At 54.3% G+C, this 19,831-nt stretch carries 19 protein-coding genes and 1 pseudogene; 11 read left to right on the top strand and 9 right to left on the bottom strand.

Translation table 11 applies throughout. The features are described from left to right. The first annotated feature begins 124 nt into the window (after positions 1-124). The 6 genes from BLR34_RS15610 to BLR34_RS15585 all read left to right on the top strand — a co-directional run bounded on the left by BLR34_RS15610 (position 125) and on the right by BLR34_RS15585 (position 5,727). Positions 125-445, top strand: a complete 321-nt coding sequence (locus BLR34_RS15610) for an ASCH domain-containing protein (protein WP_092704710.1) — start codon at positions 125-127, stop codon at positions 443-445. Between the two features lie 414 nt (positions 446-859). Beyond that, positions 860-2,392 (top strand): metal ABC transporter substrate-binding protein, encoded by a 1,533-nt coding sequence (locus BLR34_RS15605; protein WP_092704707.1) that lies wholly within the window; start codon positions 860-862, stop codon positions 2,390-2,392. After that, on the top strand, positions 2,389-2,610 hold the full coding sequence (locus tag BLR34_RS15600; RefSeq protein ID WP_092704705.1) for a DUF7511 domain-containing protein: 222 nt from the start codon (positions 2,389-2,391) through the stop codon (positions 2,608-2,610). Before BLR34_RS15605 ends, BLR34_RS15600 begins: the two co-directional genes overlap by 4 nt. Continuing rightward, a complete protein-coding gene (locus tag BLR34_RS15595; protein WP_092704703.1) occupies positions 2,607-3,380 on the top strand; it encodes a metal ABC transporter ATP-binding protein in 774 nt (257 codons plus the stop codon). The genes BLR34_RS15600 and BLR34_RS15595 overlap by 4 nt, the downstream gene beginning before the upstream one ends. Before the next feature lie 125 nt (positions 3,381-3,505). Further along, positions 3,506-4,438 (top strand): metal ABC transporter permease, encoded by a 933-nt coding sequence (locus BLR34_RS15590; protein WP_368086105.1) that lies wholly within the window; start codon positions 3,506-3,508, stop codon positions 4,436-4,438. Then, positions 4,435-5,727 carry an FAD/NAD(P)-binding protein gene (locus BLR34_RS15585; RefSeq protein WP_092704701.1) on the top strand — a complete coding sequence of 431 codons (1,293 nt, stop codon included), beginning with the start codon at positions 4,435-4,437 and terminating at the stop codon, positions 5,725-5,727. Before BLR34_RS15590 ends, BLR34_RS15585 begins: the two co-directional genes overlap by 4 nt. Before the next feature lie 90 nt (positions 5,728-5,817). Here BLR34_RS15585 and BLR34_RS15580 read toward each other — a convergent pair whose 3' ends face one another. Further along, positions 5,818-6,327 carry a winged helix-turn-helix transcriptional regulator gene (locus BLR34_RS15580; protein WP_092704699.1) on the bottom strand — a complete coding sequence of 170 codons (510 nt, stop codon included), beginning with the start codon at positions 6,325-6,327 and terminating at the stop codon, positions 5,818-5,820. A gap of 147 nt (positions 6,328-6,474) precedes the next feature. On the opposite strand from BLR34_RS15580, the gene BLR34_RS17660 reads away from it, so the two are divergent. From BLR34_RS17660 to BLR34_RS15565, 3 genes are all read left to right on the top strand, one after another. Continuing rightward, the gene (locus BLR34_RS17660) at positions 6,475-6,840 is read left to right on the top strand and encodes a DUF7471 family protein (RefSeq protein WP_092704697.1); all 366 of its coding nucleotides are present in this window, start codon (positions 6,475-6,477) and stop codon (positions 6,838-6,840) included. Between the two features lie 489 nt (positions 6,841-7,329). Then, positions 7,330-8,589 carry a YncE family protein gene (locus BLR34_RS15570; protein WP_218120916.1) on the top strand — a complete coding sequence of 420 codons (1,260 nt, stop codon included), beginning with the start codon at positions 7,330-7,332 and terminating at the stop codon, positions 8,587-8,589. Between the two features lie 5 nt (positions 8,590-8,594). Beyond that, the gene (locus BLR34_RS15565) at positions 8,595-10,553 is read left to right on the top strand and encodes a copper resistance CopC/CopD family protein (protein ID WP_092704695.1); all 1,959 of its coding nucleotides are present in this window, start codon (positions 8,595-8,597) and stop codon (positions 10,551-10,553) included. A gap of 53 nt (positions 10,554-10,606) precedes the next feature. On the opposite strand, the gene tsaA is transcribed toward BLR34_RS15565, so the two are convergent. After that, positions 10,607-11,098, bottom strand: coding sequence for a tRNA (N6-threonylcarbamoyladenosine(37)-N6)-methyltransferase TrmO (tsaA, locus tag BLR34_RS15560; RefSeq protein WP_092704712.1), 492 nt, complete (start codon positions 11,096-11,098; stop codon positions 10,607-10,609). A gap of 289 nt (positions 11,099-11,387) precedes the next feature. Here tsaA and BLR34_RS15555 point away from each other — a divergent pair, with 289 nt between their 5' ends. Continuing rightward, positions 11,388-11,618, top strand: coding sequence for a hypothetical protein (locus tag BLR34_RS15555; protein ID WP_092704693.1), 231 nt, complete (start codon positions 11,388-11,390; stop codon positions 11,616-11,618). Positions 11,619-11,931: 313 nt separating this feature from the next. Here the strand turns inward: BLR34_RS15555 and BLR34_RS16710 are convergent, their stop codons facing one another. Continuing rightward, positions 11,932-12,084, bottom strand: a complete 153-nt coding sequence (locus BLR34_RS16710; RefSeq protein WP_143414188.1) for a C2H2-type zinc finger protein — start codon at positions 12,082-12,084, stop codon at positions 11,932-11,934. A gap of 253 nt (positions 12,085-12,337) precedes the next feature. Between BLR34_RS16710 and BLR34_RS15550 the strand changes: the two genes are divergently transcribed. Next, positions 12,338-12,715 (top strand): hypothetical protein, encoded by a 378-nt coding sequence (locus BLR34_RS15550; RefSeq protein ID WP_092704691.1) that lies wholly within the window; start codon positions 12,338-12,340, stop codon positions 12,713-12,715. A 54-nt stretch (positions 12,716-12,769) separates the two neighbouring features. On the opposite strand, the gene BLR34_RS15545 is transcribed toward BLR34_RS15550, so the two are convergent. From BLR34_RS15545 to BLR34_RS15525, 6 genes and pseudogenes are all read right to left on the bottom strand, one after another. Next, positions 12,770-14,209: a methyl-accepting chemotaxis protein gene (locus BLR34_RS15545; RefSeq protein ID WP_176765355.1), complete on the bottom strand. Its 1,440-nt coding sequence runs from the start codon at positions 14,207-14,209 to the stop codon at positions 12,770-12,772. A 202-nt stretch (positions 14,210-14,411) separates the two neighbouring features. Further along, positions 14,412-14,801 (bottom strand): hypothetical protein, encoded by a 390-nt coding sequence (locus BLR34_RS15540; RefSeq protein WP_092704687.1) that lies wholly within the window; start codon positions 14,799-14,801, stop codon positions 14,412-14,414. 217 nt (positions 14,802-15,018) lie between these two features. After that, entirely contained in the window at positions 15,019-16,707 is a 1,689-nt protein-coding gene (locus BLR34_RS17440) for a GAF domain-containing protein (protein ID WP_245683247.1), read from the bottom strand. Positions 16,708-16,743: 36 nt separating this feature from the next. Beyond that, a pseudogene (locus BLR34_RS17655) lies at positions 16,744-17,757 on the bottom strand (PAS domain S-box protein); the annotation flags it as partial. Between the two features lie 290 nt (positions 17,758-18,047). Further along, positions 18,048-18,755 (bottom strand): NAD(P)/FAD-dependent oxidoreductase, encoded by a 708-nt coding sequence (locus tag BLR34_RS15530; RefSeq protein ID WP_092704683.1) that lies wholly within the window; start codon positions 18,753-18,755, stop codon positions 18,048-18,050. Positions 18,756-18,763: 8 nt separating this feature from the next. Further along, the gene (locus BLR34_RS15525) at positions 18,764-19,666 is read right to left on the bottom strand and encodes an ATP-binding cassette domain-containing protein (protein WP_176765353.1); all 903 of its coding nucleotides are present in this window, start codon (positions 19,664-19,666) and stop codon (positions 18,764-18,766) included. Positions 19,667-19,831 lie beyond the last annotated feature (165 nt).

Below are 19,831 nucleotides of genomic sequence, written 5' to 3'. Positions count from 1 at the left end.
CGCAATTTTACACCCGTCATAGCCTGAAAAAGTCAGAAAACCGATCATAGCGTGAGACGTATTCTATGACACGCTCTCCGACAAACTGAATTCAGCACCCAATGAAATTGGTGAGACACGACGAATGACCACGATAGAAGCGAACGAACTGCTTCCAGCCGAACGGATTCGACGAGCGGTCGTCGACGGAGACGTTACTCAACTGCACCGTGGCGACAAACACGCGTCTGAAGGTGACCGCTTCGAGATCGATGATATCGTCTTCGAAGTGACTACAGTACGAGAGGAGCGACTCGGGGACCTGACAGACGAGGACGCCCAAGCCGAAGGCTCGCCAGATCTCGATGCATACAAAGAACGGATCGAGCGAACCCACGACGTGACGTGGGACGACGACGATACTGCCGTCCTCCACCGATTCGAGAGAGTCGATCAAGACGGGTGAGTGGGACTATCGTCGGCTGGCGGACTCTGTGCCCGCGGTGACGACAATAAGCGCGTCTCTCAGACGGTAACGCCGAGGGTTTCTAGTTCTTCCGTGGAGTATTCAGCGCGCAGTTCTTCCGTTGAGTGTTCTTCGAGAACGTCCGCTCGCTGGTCGTCACTCATCTCGGCCGGATCGCTGAAGCAGTGACACATTGCAACCGTATCTGGGAGCCACAGCTACTAAATGCCTGTTAGCATGCTCCTCGAGCTTATGTAATACGGAATCTGAGGTAGCAACGATTAGCAATTCTGGCGACCACGTTAGTTATCTCGGCAACGATTAGTAATTCCCTATCTCACCTATGGGAAATTTATTAACTTTATAGTACAAAATCATAGCATTTATTATCTAATTTCACAGTGTTAATAACAGATGCCTCGATATACCCGACGACGACTCATCGCAACTGGAATCAGTACTGCAACTACCGGCGCGCTCGCGGGCTGTACATCGAACAATGGTGACTCCGGTGCGACAGAGAGCGACGACTCGACGGCGACAGAGAGTGACGGGCCGGAAGCCCAGTCTTCGTTCTTCGTATTCGGGGACTTGGCCAGTCAGATTGCGGGCGACACCGCGACCGCAGAAACGCTTGTCCCAATCGGCCAACACGGCCACGGGTGGAAACCAGGGCCACAGATCCAGGGAACTGTTCTCGAATCTGCCCTCTTTTTCTACGGGATGGAAGGCTTCCAACCGTGGGCTGACGACCTCGTGACGAGTCTCCGTGATGACGACGCCGATGTCGACATCGTCGCTGCCGGAGCTGGTATCGACCTCATCGAAGGCGGACACAACCACGGTCACGAAGAAGGAGACCACGAGGAGCACCACGGCGAATCGGCCCCGTGGGAGTGGGCTGGCCTCTATCACCTCGAAGCTGGCACCTACACGTACACGTTCCACGAGGGCCCCGATCCGAAGATGCAGCTCGCCGTTATCGCAACCGAAGAGGGCGGCGACCACGGCATTCACCACGTCGAGGAGACCGCAACCACCCTCTACGGCGACCACGACACGCACACACCGGTAGAAGGCGGAGAGACCCTCACGCCGTCCAGTGAGTCACTCTACCATCTCCAGTTCGCGGATTCCGGCGGGACGACGTTCTCCCTTGATATCGAAACGGAGGGCCACTACGTCCTCTTCGCCCAGCACGCTCCCGCGGAGTTCGACGCGACGCTCACCAACGGCAGTGGGTCGGCCATCGAACCCGAAGTGACCGAGACTGCCGGCGAACACGGACACGAGGGCGATGGCGAGCACGAAGGTGAACACGGCCATGAGAATGGAGAGAAACACGAAGGCGAGCACGAGGGAGATAGCGAACACGAAGGCGAGGAGGGAGACAACCACGACCACTCCGGCGGAACGGACCCGCACTTCTGGCTAGACCCACAGCGAGCGAAGCAGGCGGTCGACAACATCCGGAGCGGGTTCGTCGACGTCGACACCGACAATGCCAGTGCCTACGCCGAGAACGCCGAGTCGTACCGTAATCGTCTGGACGAACTCGACGAGTCATTCCAATCCTCGTTGGAGAGTGCCTCGAAAGATGTCGTGTTCGTCGCTGGTCACAACGCCTTCCAGTATCTCGGCCAACGGTACGGCTTCGAAGTAAAGACGCTGACGGGACTGTCACCGGACGACCAGCCGACGCCAAAGGACATCGAGCGGGCCCAGGAGATCATTGCCGAGCACGACCTCCAGTACGTCTGTGCGGATCCGCTCGAATCCCAGACCGCGGCGAACCAACTTGTCGAAGAAACCGACGCCACCGAAGTCCTGCCGCTGACGCCGATTCCTGGACAGACCCAGGAGTGGGCCGACAAGGACTGGGGCTATGTCGAGATCATGGAGAACATCAATCTCGAGACGCTGAAACAGGCCCTCGACGCAGAATGAGCGACACCACATCTGGCGACACGGAACCGGAGTGGGACGGGAACGCCGAGCCCGGTCCGTCCGAGCGCCCTCGTTCGGGATTGTTGGCACTGGTCGTCGGCCCAGCGGAGAGACCCGTCTGTACGATCTATCCGCCGGACGTAGCCGTTCCATATCGGACGACGACCTGGATTACGGCGTACGGGGACGCGTTCATTGATCTGGAGGACTACCGATGACGGCAGCAACGACCGGAAAAGAGCGGTCGGGGACGCCTCTCATCAGCGTCGACGACGTCACATTCTGCTACGGAGAGATCCCGGTTCTGGAGTCGGTGTCGATCGACGTCGAACCCGGATCCTTCCTCGGACTGGTCGGGCCGAACGGCAGCGGCAAGAGTACGCTACTCGACCTGCTGCTCGGTCTCCGACGGCCCGACAGTGGGACAGTTTCGCTGTTCGGCGAACCCGCCCACGAGTTCGACGCCGGCGAGCGAATCGGATACGTGGCACAGGACGCGACGAAGGCGGCGCGCGATATGCCAGTCACGGTTCGAGAAGTTGTCGAGATGGGGCGGTACCCGCACCGGTTCTTTGGCCGATTCTCGACAGCGGACCGGCGAGCGGTCGAGGAGGCGCTGGAACAGGTCGGAATCACAGACCTCGCGTCTCGCCGGGTCAGCCGACTGTCCGGTGGCCAGCGACAACGGGTCTTCATCGCCCGTGCGCTCGCCTCGGAGGCCGACCTGCTCGCACTCGACGAACCGACGGTCGGCGTCGATGCCGAATCCAGAGAGGAGTTCTACAGCCTCCTGCACGAGCTGAATACAACTGGGCTGACCGTCATCCTCATCGAACACGACATTGGTGTCGTTACCACCCACGCGACGGATATCGCGTGTCTCAACCGTGAACTGTACTTCGACGGTGACCCCAGCACGTTCCTCGAAACGGACGCCCTCGCGCGAGCGTACGGGACCGATCAGCACGTTCTCCATCACGACCACTAACCATGATACAACCCACCTTCATTGACACAGGCGTGCCGTTCGGCGGAGCGACCGCTGTTCTATGGATCGGTGGCATACTCATCGACGGCGTCGAGTGGTTCCTCGCCCACGTCTTTGGCGCCGCAATGGACGTGGTGGCCGACCTGCTCGGCACGCCGATGCTTGAGTATCCCTACATGCAGCGGGCCTACCTCGCTGCGGTGTGTATCGCCCTCACCGGGCCAGTCGTCGGAACGTTTCTCGTCCATCGAGAGATGGCGATGATCAGCGACACCCTCGCACACACTGCCTTTGCCGGCGTCGCCGTCGGATTGTTCCTCAATTCGGCCCTCTCGCTCACGCTGTCCCCGCTGTTCACCGCGTTCGTGGTCGCAGTCGTCACGGCACTGCTCGTGGAGTTGCTGGTTGAACATGCCGGAGCGTACAACGATACCTCGCTGGCAATCGTGCTGACAGGGGGATTTGCCGTTGGCAGTATCCTCATCACAGCGACTGACGGCGGCATCGCGGTCGGCATCGACGCCTACCTCTTTGGCAGCCTGGCGACCGTCTCGACGGAGAACGTCGGCATCCTCATGTTGATGAGCATCCTTGTCGGCAGCCTCGTCACGTATGCGTATCGACCACTCCTGTACGTCACGTTCGACGCGTCGGCCGCCCGCGCGGCACGGTTGAACGTCCGTCTGTACAAACGCCTCATGGTCGTGCTCACGGCACTGGTCGTCGTCAGCGCGATGCAGATCATGGGCGTTATCCTTGTCGCCGCAATGCTCGTCGTTCCGGTCGCCGCTGCAGCCCAGGTTGCTCAGAGCTTCAAGCAGTCAATCTTGCTGGCAATTCTTGCTGCCGAGTTTGCGGCGATAGCCGGCGTAACACTATCGTACACCTACGGGATTGCAGCCGGCGGCTCTATTGTGGTTGTGGCGATTGCTGTGTACGTCGTCGCACTTGGCTTTCAGAAACTCTCACATCGTCTCCCAAACGTGGGGCAGCTCAGAAGCCAACAGCCCGACCAGACCCGAGACGGACTGGAAGCCGACGGGGGTGAACGGAAGTGAGTTCCGATGAATCACGTCTCGGTCACACATCGATCGGCCAGCAGCCATACGAGTACGTAATCGTCGGCGGCGGGATCCACGGCACGTGCATAACGAACTATCTCCTCACCGAGGGTGACTTTACGCGAGACGAGATCCGAATCGTCGAACCCTGCAAGGAACTGCTCGCATCCTTCGAGACGAAAGCCGAGCAATGTGGAATGAAAACGCTCCGGTCGACGTTCGTCCAGCACATCGACACCGAGCCATTTTCACTCGAATCCTTTGCAGAGGAGGACAATCGAGAACACGACCTCGTCTCGACGGAAAGCTATCCGAACCGACCAACGCTCGACCTCTTCGTGGATCACGCCCGATACGTAATTGACAGGCGTGGTATCGACGACTGTCATCTCCGGTCGAGGGTGACAGGGCTCACCGAGAGGGAAGGTCGCGAGACGCTTCACGTCCGAACGGATGTGGAACCACTGGAAGCGCGCCGCGTTGTTCTTGCTATCGGACTCGGTGCCCAGCCGGCAGTCCCAGAGTGGACAACTGCGCTTCCAGCAGACGAACCGTTCGCCCACGTGTGGGACACCGATTTTAATCCCAAAACTGCTGCAACTTTCGACGGGGAGACGTACGTCGTTGGAGGCGGCATTACAGCGGGACAACTCGCTTGTCGGCTGTCGAGAAAAACGGACGTGACACTCCTCTCCCGACACAAGCTCGAAATCGAACTAACCGAAGCCGACCCATACTGGCTCAACTGGCGACACATCGAACAGGAGATTCATACGCTCCCACCGGGGTCGAAGGCACGTCTTGACCGTATTCGGGCTGCCCGCAACGACGGGACAATCCCTCCGTACCTCAAGCGTCGACTAGACGAGGCCTGCAATCGTGGTGACCTCGACATGCGGCGTGGCGAAATTACCTCTGCAGTCACGACAGACGACGGATTACTGGTTTGGTTTGACGATGGCACAACTGCAGCGGATGTACAGGTCGTCCTAGCGACCGGACTCGACCCAGTTCCAGAGCACCCACTGGTCAGAACTGTTGCTGAGTCTCTGTCACTCGAACGCGGGGCTGGAGGATTTCCTACTCTCGACGATCAGACACTTGCGTGGCAGCAGACGGATGGTACCAATTCAAACGTGTACGTTTCAGGTGCGCTCGCAGAACCCAGTGTCGGTCCGTTCGCCCGAAACATCGTTGGAGCTCGTCGAGTCGCAGAACGACTCCTTGCATCACAAAACAGTGCCGAAACAGAGAGTGCATCGTCAGTCCCCAAAGGAAGGTCTTGAAATGCCAGTAAACGGTCTTGTGTCACATTTGTAACAGTTACACAACCCTTGTCGAGGACTGCTCGCAGATGGGGTCCGCAACCGTCTCGACTAATCGTCGAGAAGAGAGTCCGTGAGCCGCGAGAACCTGTCTACAACTCGATCGATCAGTCGCGGCTGTATCTCCCGCAGGAGTCGGTATAGCTCTTCATCTTTGGTAAGTTCAATAATAAGTCCGTCGTCAGCCTCCTGTTTTTCGGCGATGTCGTACTCAACGAGTCGGGAGAGGTGCCACTCAACGGTGCTGCGTGCCAACTCCAGTCGGTCTGCAATCTCGTTTGGTGGCAGTGGCTCCTTTCTGAGCAATAGCAACACGATTTCTCGAGTCGTCTCGCGACGGAGCAACGCGATAACACCACGCTCCCACACCGAGAACGTCGGCGGGTAATAGTGTGTGCGCCCACAAACTTTCTCTTTTTCTAGGCTCCCTTCCCGACAGAGTTTTCGTATATGATACTGGGTCTGGCCGGTCGCGATATCGAGCGTGCGGCCAATTGCGCTGAAGTGGATGCCAGGATTGTCGTAGATACAATCCAGCACACGCGAACGAGTCTCCGACATACCATTGAAGATAGTTACTGGCCGATATAAGTGGCGTGCGATTTTGTCGCGGACTGAAATAGCGAGCAAGCGGCGTGGTCCCGTGTTGCCAGCCACAAAACGGACAGACCACAGAATTTCTTATGATAGCTGTTCTACACCGTTTTAATGATAGTTACAGTTTCACGAGTCGTCCTGCAATCTGAGACTGCCTGGCCCGGTGTCGAGGGTTCGATACCCCTGCTCTGTGTCATCTTCGCCGCCGTTCTGGGAACTGGGTCGCTTTTCATTGTGAGTCTATTAACATATCGACAGCGGCGCTCGCTGCGATATCTGCTCATTACCACCGCTGTCGGTTGTTTGCTCTTTCGTTCTATTGTCGGTATTGGAACAGCTTCCGGTGTCGTCCCCATGCCAGTCCATCACTTTGTTGAACACAGCCTCGATTTCCTGATAGCAGCGCTCGTTCTCTATGCGGTACTCCAGAGCACGCCGAACCGACTCGAGACTGACAACGAGGAGTCTGTCCGATAACTACAATTGTTCATGACCACGTTACAGATGTTCCTGTGACACGGCGTGTCCCGGGCATCTAACCACTATCAAGCACGCCGATGCTCAAGAGAGAGAAGGCCAACTGGTGGAGGAAATCGTAGCAAGATTGGATGAGGGGCAGACACTCATCTTGAGACAGCGCGGAAACCGTTCGCCTAAGCGATGGGTGTTCCGACTGGTCGGAAGGGCGTCACTCTGTGTGGCTAGCCACACGACTGGTGCCTGCTTGAGTACAATTGGCAACGTAACCTGAAACAGTTTCTGCTCATCAATTCGGCTATCACACCAATAGCATTTTTATTCTATGAACGAATATGAAAGTAGATGACAGTAGGGTGCGTGGTTCCTAGTTACGCATAACTGAGTATAGTACGCCAGCATTAGGTTCTTTTTCTTTTATCTGATTCTGGGAGTTTATTTCATAATTTCACCAGAAGAAATTACATATACCGGTATTTATTCGTCGGTGTGACAACAAACACGACCCGGCGGAAGATTCTACAGAGCATCGGCGGCGGAATCAGCATCGCATTCGCAGGGTGTATCGGCGGGGATGATGATAGTTCAGGTGACAGTAACACTAATCAAAACACGGATGCACAGAATGAGACACCACAGTCGACAGAAACGGTGGATCAACAGTCTGCTTCGGGCAGTGAGGGATTATTATATGCGTTTGCACCCGAGCGGGCGGTAGTGGCTGACCCTGCTGCCGGTAGAATCGACACAGACCTGCAAACTGGTATGAGCGAGCAGCTAACCGGAGCAAGCTGGGGTGATGTGCGGGCAACGGATGACGAGAAGAAACTCTTTGCTGTCGAAGACTCAGGCAATCGGGTTGGCGTCTTCGATACGGAGCAACGCGAATTCCGGGAGTGGGTAAGCGTTGGCGGTGGTCCAACGCATGCCTACAACCCTGTAGACGGCGAAATTTGGGTTCACGCGGATGATGAGGGTCGACTCTACGTCATTGATACAGACTCGCATGAAGTTATAGAACGGGTTCAGACTGGACTAGAGGTTGCAGGCCACGGAAAGCTACTGCATCACGACGATCTTGGAAGAACTGCCTATGCGACCAATACAAACGATGCGGCGGTTCACGTTGTCGACCTAGAGAACTACGAGCGGACAGAGACGATCAACCTGGGTGACAGTGGTGGAACTCACTACGCCTACTACGGGCCACAGAATGAACGACTCTACGTCGAATATTTTGGCGGAAACATGCCGATCGTAGATACCACGACTAATGAAGTAGTTGACCGAGTCGAACATACTGGGTCATTGAAAATGAGTCCTGATGGTGAGTATCTTGGAGTGCTTCAAGAGAATGGTATCCAGTTCCTAGATGCGACAAGTGAAACCAGCGACCATCTCGGAACAGTCGAACTAGATAATCGTGGCCCAGACGATCTTGATTATTTCCGTGCAGACGGAACGCTGTATGCATTCGCAGCCAATACGCTGTCCGAAGAGGCTTCGCTTATCAACGTAGACGAACAGTCCGTTGTGACACACGTCCAAGCAGGGAGCATTTCACAAGACGGGGAACATATCCATCGCTCAGGGACAATCGGCGGTGGCTATTACTTTACCCCATCAGACGCGGAAGGAACCGTTCCTGTCATTGACGTAGAACAGAGAGAACTCCTACATGAGATTGACGTCGGTGACGGTGTCAATACCGTCAGTTACATCGGTAACGGTAATGGAGCCTGGTACTAATTCGGATGGGTGATTCGTCTCAAGTTCAGCGTCGCAAGCCCCGAGTCAGTTGGCTAGTCGTCGTTGTGTTACTTCTGTTTGCGATGACCACACTGCCTGTGGTAAGTGCACATGCTGTAATCAGTGATACGACACCTGGACAGAGCAGTCACGTTTCGAAGGTCCCACACAAAATTACAATGAACTACACGAGCGGCGTCGATGAAATCCGGGATCTCTCAGTCACTGGGCCGGACGGTAACGATGTTACTGTCGATATCTTGAAACCGGGTGATATTTCGGAACAAATCACTGTCGAAATCGAAGACGCTGGTAGTGGTATCTACGTCGTAGAATGGGCTATCATCAGTGCTGATTCTCATCCAACATCCGGCGAGTGGTTCTTTACTGCTGGCGAGCAACCACCAGACCCAAGTAGTCTTCAGTCGGCGTACGAATCTAACGAGGGTTCTGGGGACCAACAGGCAGTCGAAAGATCGCAAATTCTCCCAAAGTCGTTCTTATACCTTGCTGTCATTCTTCTTATAGGGTGCCCAGTTGTCGTCTTGACGAGTGTGTTGCCAGTTGTAACACAGTTTGGGCTGTCGTCGATGACAATCCGGTCGTCTGTCACCCAGTTATTACTTGCCGGAAGTGGTCTCGCAGTAGTGGCTTCCGGTGGTCTGTTTGCCGACTCGGTGACAAACAGTGATTCGTTGGGCGCAATCACTGATGCCGCGACCAGTCAGACAGGTGGTATTCTGCTTGTCCAGATGGTGATTGCAGTCTGTCTAATCTTTGTCTTGCTCGTCGCAATGGGTCGCAACCACGCGAATCAGCCATTGCTAGTCCTGTGCAGTCTGGGAGGGGTTGGAATCGCACTCGGCTTGGGTGCAACGAGCCATAGCGCTGGTCAGATTGATTGGGCCGTCGGTGCTGGTTTCACGCTGATTCATCTCACTGGTGGCGCTATCTGGATTGGAGGGCTAATTTCTCTAGCGGTTGTCCTTCCAGAACTCCTCGGTGAGCTTGAGCCATCGACTCAGAGAGACATCGCATGGGGGGTTCTTCAACGGTTCTCTATGCTTGCATTTATTTCAGTCACAACGATTGTCGCAACGGGATTGGGACTTACAGCATGGCTCGTTCCAACTCCGACTGCTGTCTTCGAAACAGTGCACGGGACGGTCCTACTGTTGAAGCTGGTACTTGGATTGGCTGCTGTTGGAGTTGGTGGTTGTTCTCGGTATCTATTAATCAGACGACTGGAACCGACACGTGAGGGATTCTTTGGGACAGTCGGGAGTTGGCTTGAAAAGAGTATCTCAGGCGACGATTCCCGCTTCGACACAACCGTAGACGCTATTCTCCGACTGGTACGGATAGAAATTGGTATCGTAATTCTCGTACTCTTGCTTTCTGGGACTCTGACTGCAGCAGTCCCTACATCTACTGCTGTCTCGGAGTCACAGTTCGAACAGCGGGCTGAAACGTTAGATATCGATACTGATGGACTTGACGCAACAGTAACTATCTTACCAGTTGCTATCGAGAAGTCCACAATCAGCCGGTTCAAGATACGGGACCAGACTCCGATGGTGATGAATGTACAACTCTCACGTAACGGTGTACCAGTCATACTCAGCGACGAAGAGGGTCTGATTGCATCCCACGAACGAACTGGAACAACAATCAACCCGACATTTGAAGAAACTGATGTAGCAAGTGAGTACGAGACGACTCTTTTGTTACCAAAGGATGGCACCTGGGAGGTCCGACTAAACGTCTGGACTGGGAACTCATATCTTGACAATTCGTTCACTATTACCGTCGTTGCAGAGGAAAACCAAGGCAACAAAGATAGCGGGTTGTTCACCAGAGCACTCTGGATTGGAGCCAGCACTCTCCTCATTGCTGGCATAGCTGTATCCGTACAAGGAGTTCGTAGCTTTGAGCCAGTGTACTCCAGAAATGAGAGAGAGTGACTCCTTTCGGAGAGGACCAGTTCAGTTCGCCTACTGGGACGTAGCTGGTCCCGTCAAAGAAACCGTTCATCAGCCCGCTCTGAGTCAATCTTTGATTCCGATGCGTCAAGCCAGCCCGTATGAACGTCAGACGGTATATCAAACTCGGGAACAAACGGCTTAATATCCAATAACGGCGTCTTGTCGACGACGTCGATACCGGTCACAGTTAGTTCCTGCCCTGTGACAGACTCGATTGCCACAACTGACAGCCCGATACGATTCGGACGTTGGGGAGCCCGTGTCGAGAAAACGCCTCGTTGTGTGTCGTCGAGAAACGGTTCGACTTGTAGTGGAGCGTCGTCGCCAGATGCATGGAAATGATACAACAGGATACAGTGCGAGAATCCGGCAAGGTCTGTTAATCCGTCTGCATACGACTCCTCGACTTTGACAGTTCCTGTGACTGAATCTGCACCGGTCGGTTGGATCGGCATCCCGTCTGGGGAGTCAAAGGGCGTCCGAATAAGCCCAATTGGGTCATAGCTGAACGTGTTATCAAGCACGTTCGAGGGTTTGTCTTCTAACAAAATATAGCCCCCCAAGAGCATCCGACGGTATCGTTCTGCTGTCACCTGAACAATTGGTGAAACCAGAGCGATCCTCTTAGGAAGTCAGCCATCCGTTGACCGGATGCCATCTGTCCAGGCTCTTGAGCGTATGATTCTTCGGGTGTACTGGGTGCTGTCAAGCAAATAACAGACGTGTGTCACAACAGTTATTTCTTTTGTCTAAAATAGAATTTTGAAAAGAGAGAAAATAGTTATGTTATTAAAAACTCTATTTACTGATGCGATGGTAGTAGAAACAGGAGAGCTACAGTCAAAGCTTGAATCGAAGGGAGAACTAATGCTTGCTGTCTCAGAATTCGACGAACCACTGGAGATGCACCTCCATGATACAGAAATTGAGGACGGTGTCATAACAATCCACTTGACTGATGGTGTCCTCACGTTCGATGTCGATGAAGTAGTGGCTGTCTGGCATCATACGCATTCGCTCGCTGACTTCGGACTCGAAGACTGAGTTCAACGGGTGGTTGGACTCCACCGAATTCCGGTTCCGAATTCAGTTTGGGTAACTCAATATCATACCTCACATTCCGGGGTATTCAGTTCGATTCTCATCGAGTCACACCCAATCAATTGGGATACTACCTGCCCGTACCTACTGGACCGTTCAACAAAGCGAATTCACCCGGAGTCAAGTCGTTCGGGAATCTCCAATCCTCGTGAGCACGGTAATCAGAAATTTCCAGACGGACCCGGGGCAGTCAGATTGTACCACCTGTATAAAAATCAGTGTCGTGAACGGGTCTTCTGCGCCGTGCAGTGGTTGATCAGTGATTCTCGTGGATGTGGGTGCGCAGCGTGTCGGTTTCTTCGAACTGTTCGTCACACGCTGCACACGTGTTGTGATGGAGGCCGACGTGCTGGCTCACGCTGGCCGCGCTCTGGAACTGTGCATCGCAGTGGGTGCATGAGTATGCCATTGCGTTAATAACTCAGGAGATGGAGTATAAAAAAGGTTATTAAAAATAGAGGCAGGAACTATGTTATGGAATGTTAATTCTGGTTCTGGATTAACTAAGGCCCCTCGCTCAATTACTCATCACCAGAGTAGTAAGTAAACCCAAACATATGAAATTATACATTCAAAAGGTAAGAATTAATTAATGAACTATTAAGTAGAGAAACGAGTCTAGTACAGTGGTTTTATTACACATCTATCCATAATATGTCTGTATGTCGCTAGATGAACTTCCATTTGAGATCACACACAAAATTAAACACGGGGTACTGGTTGCAGACGATACTGAATGGGACGGCGATACAGAGTATGCCGAGATAATGGAGGAAGACTGGACAACAAAAGCAAGACAATCTAACGTCAAAGGAGCAGTGACAATCTTTGGAGATAAAATTGACTTGGGTAAAGAAACACAGAATCATTTTGCCGAGTACTGGGGGCCAAAGGCGGACAAGGCCGGAATTGACCGACTTGCGTTCGTGTCTGACGGAATCAAAGCCCGTGCAGTCGGAGCGAACATCGATACAGCCGAAACAACTGTGGAGATATTCAACGATGTCGACGAAGCCATCGAGTGGGCACGACCTGAATAGTACGGTGGACATCGTTTCGTGAATTGGAATTGTCAGTCGGTCGAACTCTGTTGATCAGTCCGTAACAGTGGATGTTTCCAGACCAGAACCTCTCGTCGCCAGTTCTGGTTCCGAGTCAATACTGGTATCGAATTCCTGATGTTTATTCAGAATGCGGGACGCTTGTTCGTTGATTTTGCCCATTTCTTCTCTCACAGTGGAGATGCCCGCATTTTGTCGCTGAACGGCCGCAGCTAACTGCTCGGACTCTGTTGCTGTCTGGTTGCTGATCTCACTTACGTCGTCTGCTGCCATGACAACCTCCTGTGCGGATGTCGCTTGGTCGTCGGTAGCGTCACTGATACTTTGGACACCTGCGTTGGCATCTGATATCGCCTCTACTACGTCATCAAGCTCTGTAACGGCAGATTTAATCGTCTCGTTGCCTTGCCTCACTTGCTCGGCCATCGATTCCATGTTCGTCGCTGTGTCCTCGGTTGTCAACTGTACGGACTCGATGACTGCTGCTATCTCGTCTGTTGCTTCGCCAGTTCGTTCTGCGAGTTTCTTCACTTCGTCTGCGACGACTGCAAATCCGTCTCCTTCCTGCCCTGCACGAGCCGCTTCGATCGAGGCGTTCAGTGCCAGGATGTTCGTCTGCTCGGCTATATCGTCGATCAACTCAACTATCTCGCCGACTTTATCCATCTCTGCTGTGAGTTCTCTCACCTGAGTGATCACCTCCTCAGATTCAGTTTTGATTTTCTCGGTTTTGTCGGCAGCATCTGTGGCTGACTTCTGGACCTGCGTCGCAGTTTCAGCAGCCTCCTGTGTTTTCGTGGCAACCTCTTCGGACTGAGACGCTACCTCTTCGAAACTCGCAGACAGCGAGGTCATCTCATTAGATACCTCTCCAATCAGGTCGTCCTGTTTGTCCGCACCGTTAGCAATGTCTGCAACGGAGTCGCCCACAGTATCGCTATCCGCTTCTAGTTGCGCGACATCATCGAGGACGCTGTCGGTTACTCCCTCTAACTGTTCGGAGAAGGAACGTATCTCGGCGACTGTGGCCTCGATATCTGTCATCATCTCATTGAAACTGACAGCTATCTCAGCCATCGCCTCGCTATCACTGTCTTCAGGCAAGCGGCAGGAAAGGTCTCCGTCCGCGCAATCTGCCATAATCGAACTGTACTCCTGTGCGTACTCCTCGAAAGACTCTCGACGGGCCTGTACCTGAGACTCGAGTTCGGACTCCGCCTGTTCAGCCCGTCTTTGTTCCTCTCTCGCTTCTTCCTGGGCTCGCTCTGCGGACTCAATCCGGCGGGTCAGATTCGATCGCACTGCCTCCAGGGACTCGAACATATCACCAATTTCATCAGTACGGTCCGTCGTCACTTCTTGGTCTAGCTGGCCGTCAGCAATTGTCTCCATATCTGTCACAAGTTCCTCAATGATACGCATGAGCCGCCGGGCCGCCACTGCCAACAGACCAGCCGTGACAACTGTCGCCACCAGCGTGAGTCCCGTCAGGATTTCGCTCCCGGTGATGAGAAGCGCTGAAACGGCCACCGAACTGCCAGAGGCAGCGACCAGGCCGGCACCAGCGTACAATTTCATTCGAAGACTGAAGCCTTCGACGGAGCCTATCATATCTCGATCAGACATAAAAACACTCTTTTGGGTATTATACTATGTGGTCACTCGGAGTACTGTGTCACGATTGGGCCCATTCCAGTGCAGTCTCAAGGTCACTGAAATCCTCGACTTCAGCATCAGGTATTTCCATCTGTGACTTTACCGCCATTGCAGTGATACCGTCGGAAACAAATCCTACCTTGTCCACGCCAGTGTATCGTCCGTTTTTCGACCACTCCTCGCCCATGTACTCCTGTGTCTCCTTCGGGAGATTCGTCTTGTCACCGAAGACAGCAAGCGTCGCTTCGATGTCGTTGCGGCTCCCACGCTCTCTGTAGTGATCACTGGCCGCCTCAAGATCCTCGTCTGGAAATCCTCTCCACCCCTGCATGAACCAGATGCCGACACTGCCGTTGATCTCGAAGTCCCATTCGTATTCCTCGGGGTCTGGTACCTCTGTATGTGACATGGTACCCACTCAGAAGCAATCGGTTATAATAGTTTGTCAGCTATCTTTGGAGCCGCAAGAATCTCAGCATAACCTAAAATATGGGGCTTCAGAAGAGAACCGGGTGGGATCTCCGATGCCACCGTTCCAAAGCTCGTTTATGTTCGATTGTCCGTAGAAAACGAAGTGATAGTACTTCCAGTACACACAGTGACTGGTCCCAACAAGAGTTCAGGTACTATCGTGATCTCGCTTCGTATGCCAATAGCTTGGTCAGAAGAGCCGATTCGGCTCGTCGGACGTGCTCGGTGAACGTCGACGGTGCGACTCCCATCTCTTCTGCAACATCTTCGCCAGTAGACTGCTTCGGCCATGAGAAGTAACCGTACTGGAACGCCATCTGTAATGCCTCGTACTGGCGGTCAGAGAGCTCATCGAACAACTCTTCGGTGTAGTGCGTAGAGTCAGCCGTTGGTCGTGCGTGAGCGATGGTAACGCCGTCGCACTTGTCGGAGATGGCTGTGCATATGGAGTCTGTTGCGTCAGTGTCTGGAAACCGAGTTTGTACCTGTAATCTATCCTCAATGGTAGCAATCGACTCGACGATTCCGCCGCATTCGGTAATCATCTCGACCAGTCCGACCTCGTCAGCTTCGACTCGATAGCGGTACGTGTCTGGCCCAGTCGACTGCACTGCATCGATACCGGCGGTAGTCTTGCCTGCCGAGACACAGTCAGACGGGTTCGCGTCAGGACTCTCAATATATGCCGTCGTGGTCAAATGTGTTCGTTTGACTGACAAGACAGAGATGTTACTACCGATTTTCTCAGCAACCGATAAGAGCGGTGTCTGAGCAGCTTTCACAGTAAAATCGACTCTTCTCTCCCTGTCGTATCTGCTGGCACGTTCTTGTTCAATCCGATAACAGGCGCAAGCAACGATGTCGGCAAGTTCTTGAAGAGCTGTTTTCATATTTTCCCCGAAGGTATTTGCCTGATTCGCGTACAGTGTCAGAATACCGTAACGAACCCCATTGTGTTTGACGGGGATGCTTATGACCGAGAGCAGTGACTGTGCCAGTGCCTTTGTTTGCCACTCGCCATCATGGATTTCGTCGGCTATCTTCTCTATAATGACAATGTCTTCGGTCACGGCGGCGCGTCCTGCTGGGAGACTCTTTTCTCTCCTCGTGGTTTCGACTGGGGCCTGGGCCTCAAGATAGTCAGAATGGCCCCCACTCGTTGCGACCGGTTTGACCACTCCGTTTCCCACCATCCCGAACCACACGAACTCGAACTCGTCTACGTCGCAGAGGGACTCACAGACAGTCGTGTCGAGTGCCTCTCGCGTACGGATGTTGACGAACTCGCGCGAGAGTCGCCTAATTATCCCGTTGACACGCTCGAGTCTGTCTGCCACTGCACTCTGACTCTGAAGTTGTGCCTCCCGACGTCGCAGTTGCTGTTCGCGCGTGGTCCGATTGAGGACGGCTTCAGCCATTGCTACTAGCGTCTCTACCAGTTCTCTCTGCTGTTCGTCGAGGGCCTCTGGCTTTTCAGACACGCATTGAAGCACACAGCGGTCACCGAGGCTGAGGATCAAAAGCGTCGAGACGTCGTCTCGGACGTGCGTCTTCGGTCCGGGTTCCAGTACACGCGTGGCTTGGTCGGCAAATGCCTTCCACCGCGGTCCCTGACCAGGTTCGATGGCAACTGGTGATGTCTCGCGACCAAACGAGTTGGTCGGCAGGAGTGTGTTTTCTGTCTCTTCAAACTGAAACAGCGTCGCCGAGTCGACACCGGTGATCGTTATCGCGGCATCAAGCAAGCGGTCGAACACTTCTTCTCGCTCTTGTGCCTCTACGAGATCTTGACTCGCGTTATGTAGCTCAGCCAAAGACTTGGCCTGTTGTCGTTGGACAGACACATCCCGGCAGATTCCGACGAATCGCTCGGTATCATCGTAGTTGACCTTGTTCAACCACACCTCGACGGGATACGTTGTTCCGTCTGCCTGTTCGTGCTGACTCTCTGCGCGGTACGTCTCTCCAGTCGACATCTCTCGAAAGACTTCCTTGAGGTCCATCTGGGACCGGTCCGAGACAAAGTCACTGACCGACATGGACAGCAGTTCCTCGCGACTGTAGCCAAGATTATCTACCGCAGCAAGATTCACGTCTCGGAGATTCCCCTCAGCGTCGTGGAGGTATATTTCGTCGGGTGCGTAGTCGAAAATCGCTCGCAGCCGTTTCTCGCTCCGTTCCAGTTCGCGTTCCTGTCGCTTTCTGTCTGTGATGTCGATTGCAGTTCCGGTGATGGTGTGTTCGTCACTGTTGCCAAGAGAAACGCAGTCCAGTCGTGCTTTGACCCACTGCTCTCCTCGGACGGGGTGTTGAACACGGAACTCCTGTTCTACTGGCCAATCAGCTTCCTTGACCATCTGCTCGTCAATGTTAGCTTCGAGATCGTCTCGGTCGTCCGGATGGACATGACGCAGCCAGGCAAGGGGATCTTCGCTGGCCTCTTGTGGTGTGATACCGTACACGGCCTCTACTGCAGGATTGACGTACAACGTTTCTTCGTAATCTGCGCTGACCTGGAAGAACGCTTCTCGAACTGACCCGGAAAACTCTTCGAACCGCTGCTGGACCCTCTGTAGCTCTCGTTCGCTCTCTTTCTGATCGGAGATATCCGTGATGAATATCGAAATCCCGTCCTCGTCTGGATACACGGATACCTCGTACCACCGGTCTAACGCTTCGCTGTATCGGACAAACGACTGGGTTTCCTCCGTTTGTTGGACTTTCTCCACTTTGTCTACGTCACTGGTATCTAACGGGTGTGGAAGCGTATCAAACAGAGACTCGCCACGCAAAGTGTCGTTGGTTGCGTGTATCAATTCTTTGGCGTTCGAATTCAAATAGGTGTACTCCATGTCCTCGTCGGCGGTGATGACGGCGTCTGATACCCGTTCCATCGTTTTGTCTATAAGCTGAGAATTCTGCTGGGGGATTTTCATTATGATACGATCGTTCTGGGGAATTAAATATCCTTCCAGCAGTATTACGAGAAGTACTTCAGGTTCCTGATTGCCAATAACTGTACATTGACACGGACAAGGGCTACAATCCTAACTGAATGTTTGATTATTATCGCAATCGCTGAGCGGTAATGAAGCAATATATGCTAATAATAAATTATTTTAATTTGGGATATCTTTTTTTCATGACCACTCAAACGGGTGTCCCATTTCGTCATCTGTGGCGTTCAGCTCGATTCGAAGAACGTTCGCATGTAGTCGTTCGCCTGCTCTGCACGCCGCCGTCGTTCGCTATGGTCGATTTCTTCGACGCCGACCGGCACATCGCGGTCGTGGCGTTCGTAGTAGCCGTCGGGTGCGACCCAATCGTTGTAGAAGTCGGAGTCAACTCGTTTGATTATCTCGAGTGCCACGCGGGCACCATCGCCCGCGTTGACGATTGCCTGATGGTGGGTGTCGGTGACCCGGCCAGCGGCGTACACGCCCTCGACGTCGGTCTCCCCGCAGTCGTCGGTAGGAACCACCGAAACCGAACCACATCCGGATTCGGGCTCCGTCTCGACGCCCAGCGCTTCGAGATAGTCGCTATCGGACCAGGAGGCAGCAAGCAGTCGATCGGTGGTGATTGACCCTTGATCGAGAGTAAGGACGAAGGCGTCCTCGCCCTTCGCTGCTGATGATACCGATTCATCGACCATTGTACAGCCCGCCTCGCGAGCATGTCGCTTGAGGAGCTCCAACAACGACCCGGGTTCGATCCCCGCCGGGAAGCCGAGGTAGTTCTCGACGAATGCACATTTCTGGAGCGTAGAGCGGCCGTTCGATACAACAACGGTGTCGAGTCCGGCTCGGCTACAGAACACAGCGGACGAACAGCCCGCTGGACCGCCACCGACGACCGCGACGTCGTATTTCGTAGGTGTCTTCTCTGTCATTGTTGAATCTATTGCAATTTTGATGGATTCTTCGGGGTAATTCCAGCCGACAGCTCGCCCGTGTCGGGAGCTGTCGGGAGTTCTGGGACTGCATCGAGTAACGCTCGTGTTCCTGGGTGTTCTGGTGCCGACAAGACCTCGTCTACGGTACCTCTCTCGGCAATTGCACCTCCGTCCAGAACGACGATGCGGTCAGCGAGTTGACCGACTATCCCGAGGTCGTGAGAGACGACGATGGTGGCGTCGGGCCCCTCGCTGCTGGTCTGCAATTCTCCGAGCAACGATACAACCTCAGCGCGCGTCGTGGCATCCAGCGCCGACATTGGTTCGTCCAACAGCAGGATCTCCGGATCGTCTGCGATTGCACGTGCCAGTGCCGCGCGCTGGGCCTGCCCACCGGACACCGCGTCGGGCCGCGACACCGCGACGGACGGAGAGATGTCGACCAGCGAACACAGCTCGGAGACGCGCTCGTCGATACGGTCGTCCGCCCACCCACGCCGTGACAGCGGCTCAGCAACCGATCGACGGAGTGGCCACCGTGGATTCAAGCTCGATTTCGGCTGCTGGAAGACGACACCGACTCGGCCCAGTGTTTCGACGTCTCGAGAGGACACTGTCCCGACCGACCGGCCGTCGATTCGCACATCACCGCTCGTCGGTCCGGTCAGGCCAGCGATACACTCGACGACAGTCGACTTCCCGGAGCCACTAGACCCGACAACGCCCAGTGTTTCACCTTTCCGAACATCGATTGAGACGTCGTCGAGGGCGGTTAGATACGACCTATCGTTCAACAGTCGATCCACGATCGCATCGTCGACCGGATAGCGCTTCGTGAGTCCACACACCGAGACAATCGTCTCGTCGGTCGTTGGTCGTGGGCCCGGCGACGCGCCACAGCCGTCCACCGACACCGGCTGCCGGTCCGGGAGCGTGAGCGTCTTCGCTGCACTGACGAGCGATTCGGTCGCGGTGTGATCTGCTCTATTGAAAATGGAAGACGGCGACAGGATCACTCCGTAACGAGTTTGAGAAGATGAGGTCGAGAAGGCGATTATGGGCGTCGCTTTGCT

Source organism: Halovenus aranensis (assembly GCF_900100385.1).
Lineage (GTDB): Archaea > Halobacteriota > Halobacteria > Halobacteriales > Haloarculaceae > Halovenus > Halovenus aranensis.
Note: the sequence above shows the minus strand (reverse complement) of the source record. Positions and strands in the feature narration are given on the sequence as shown.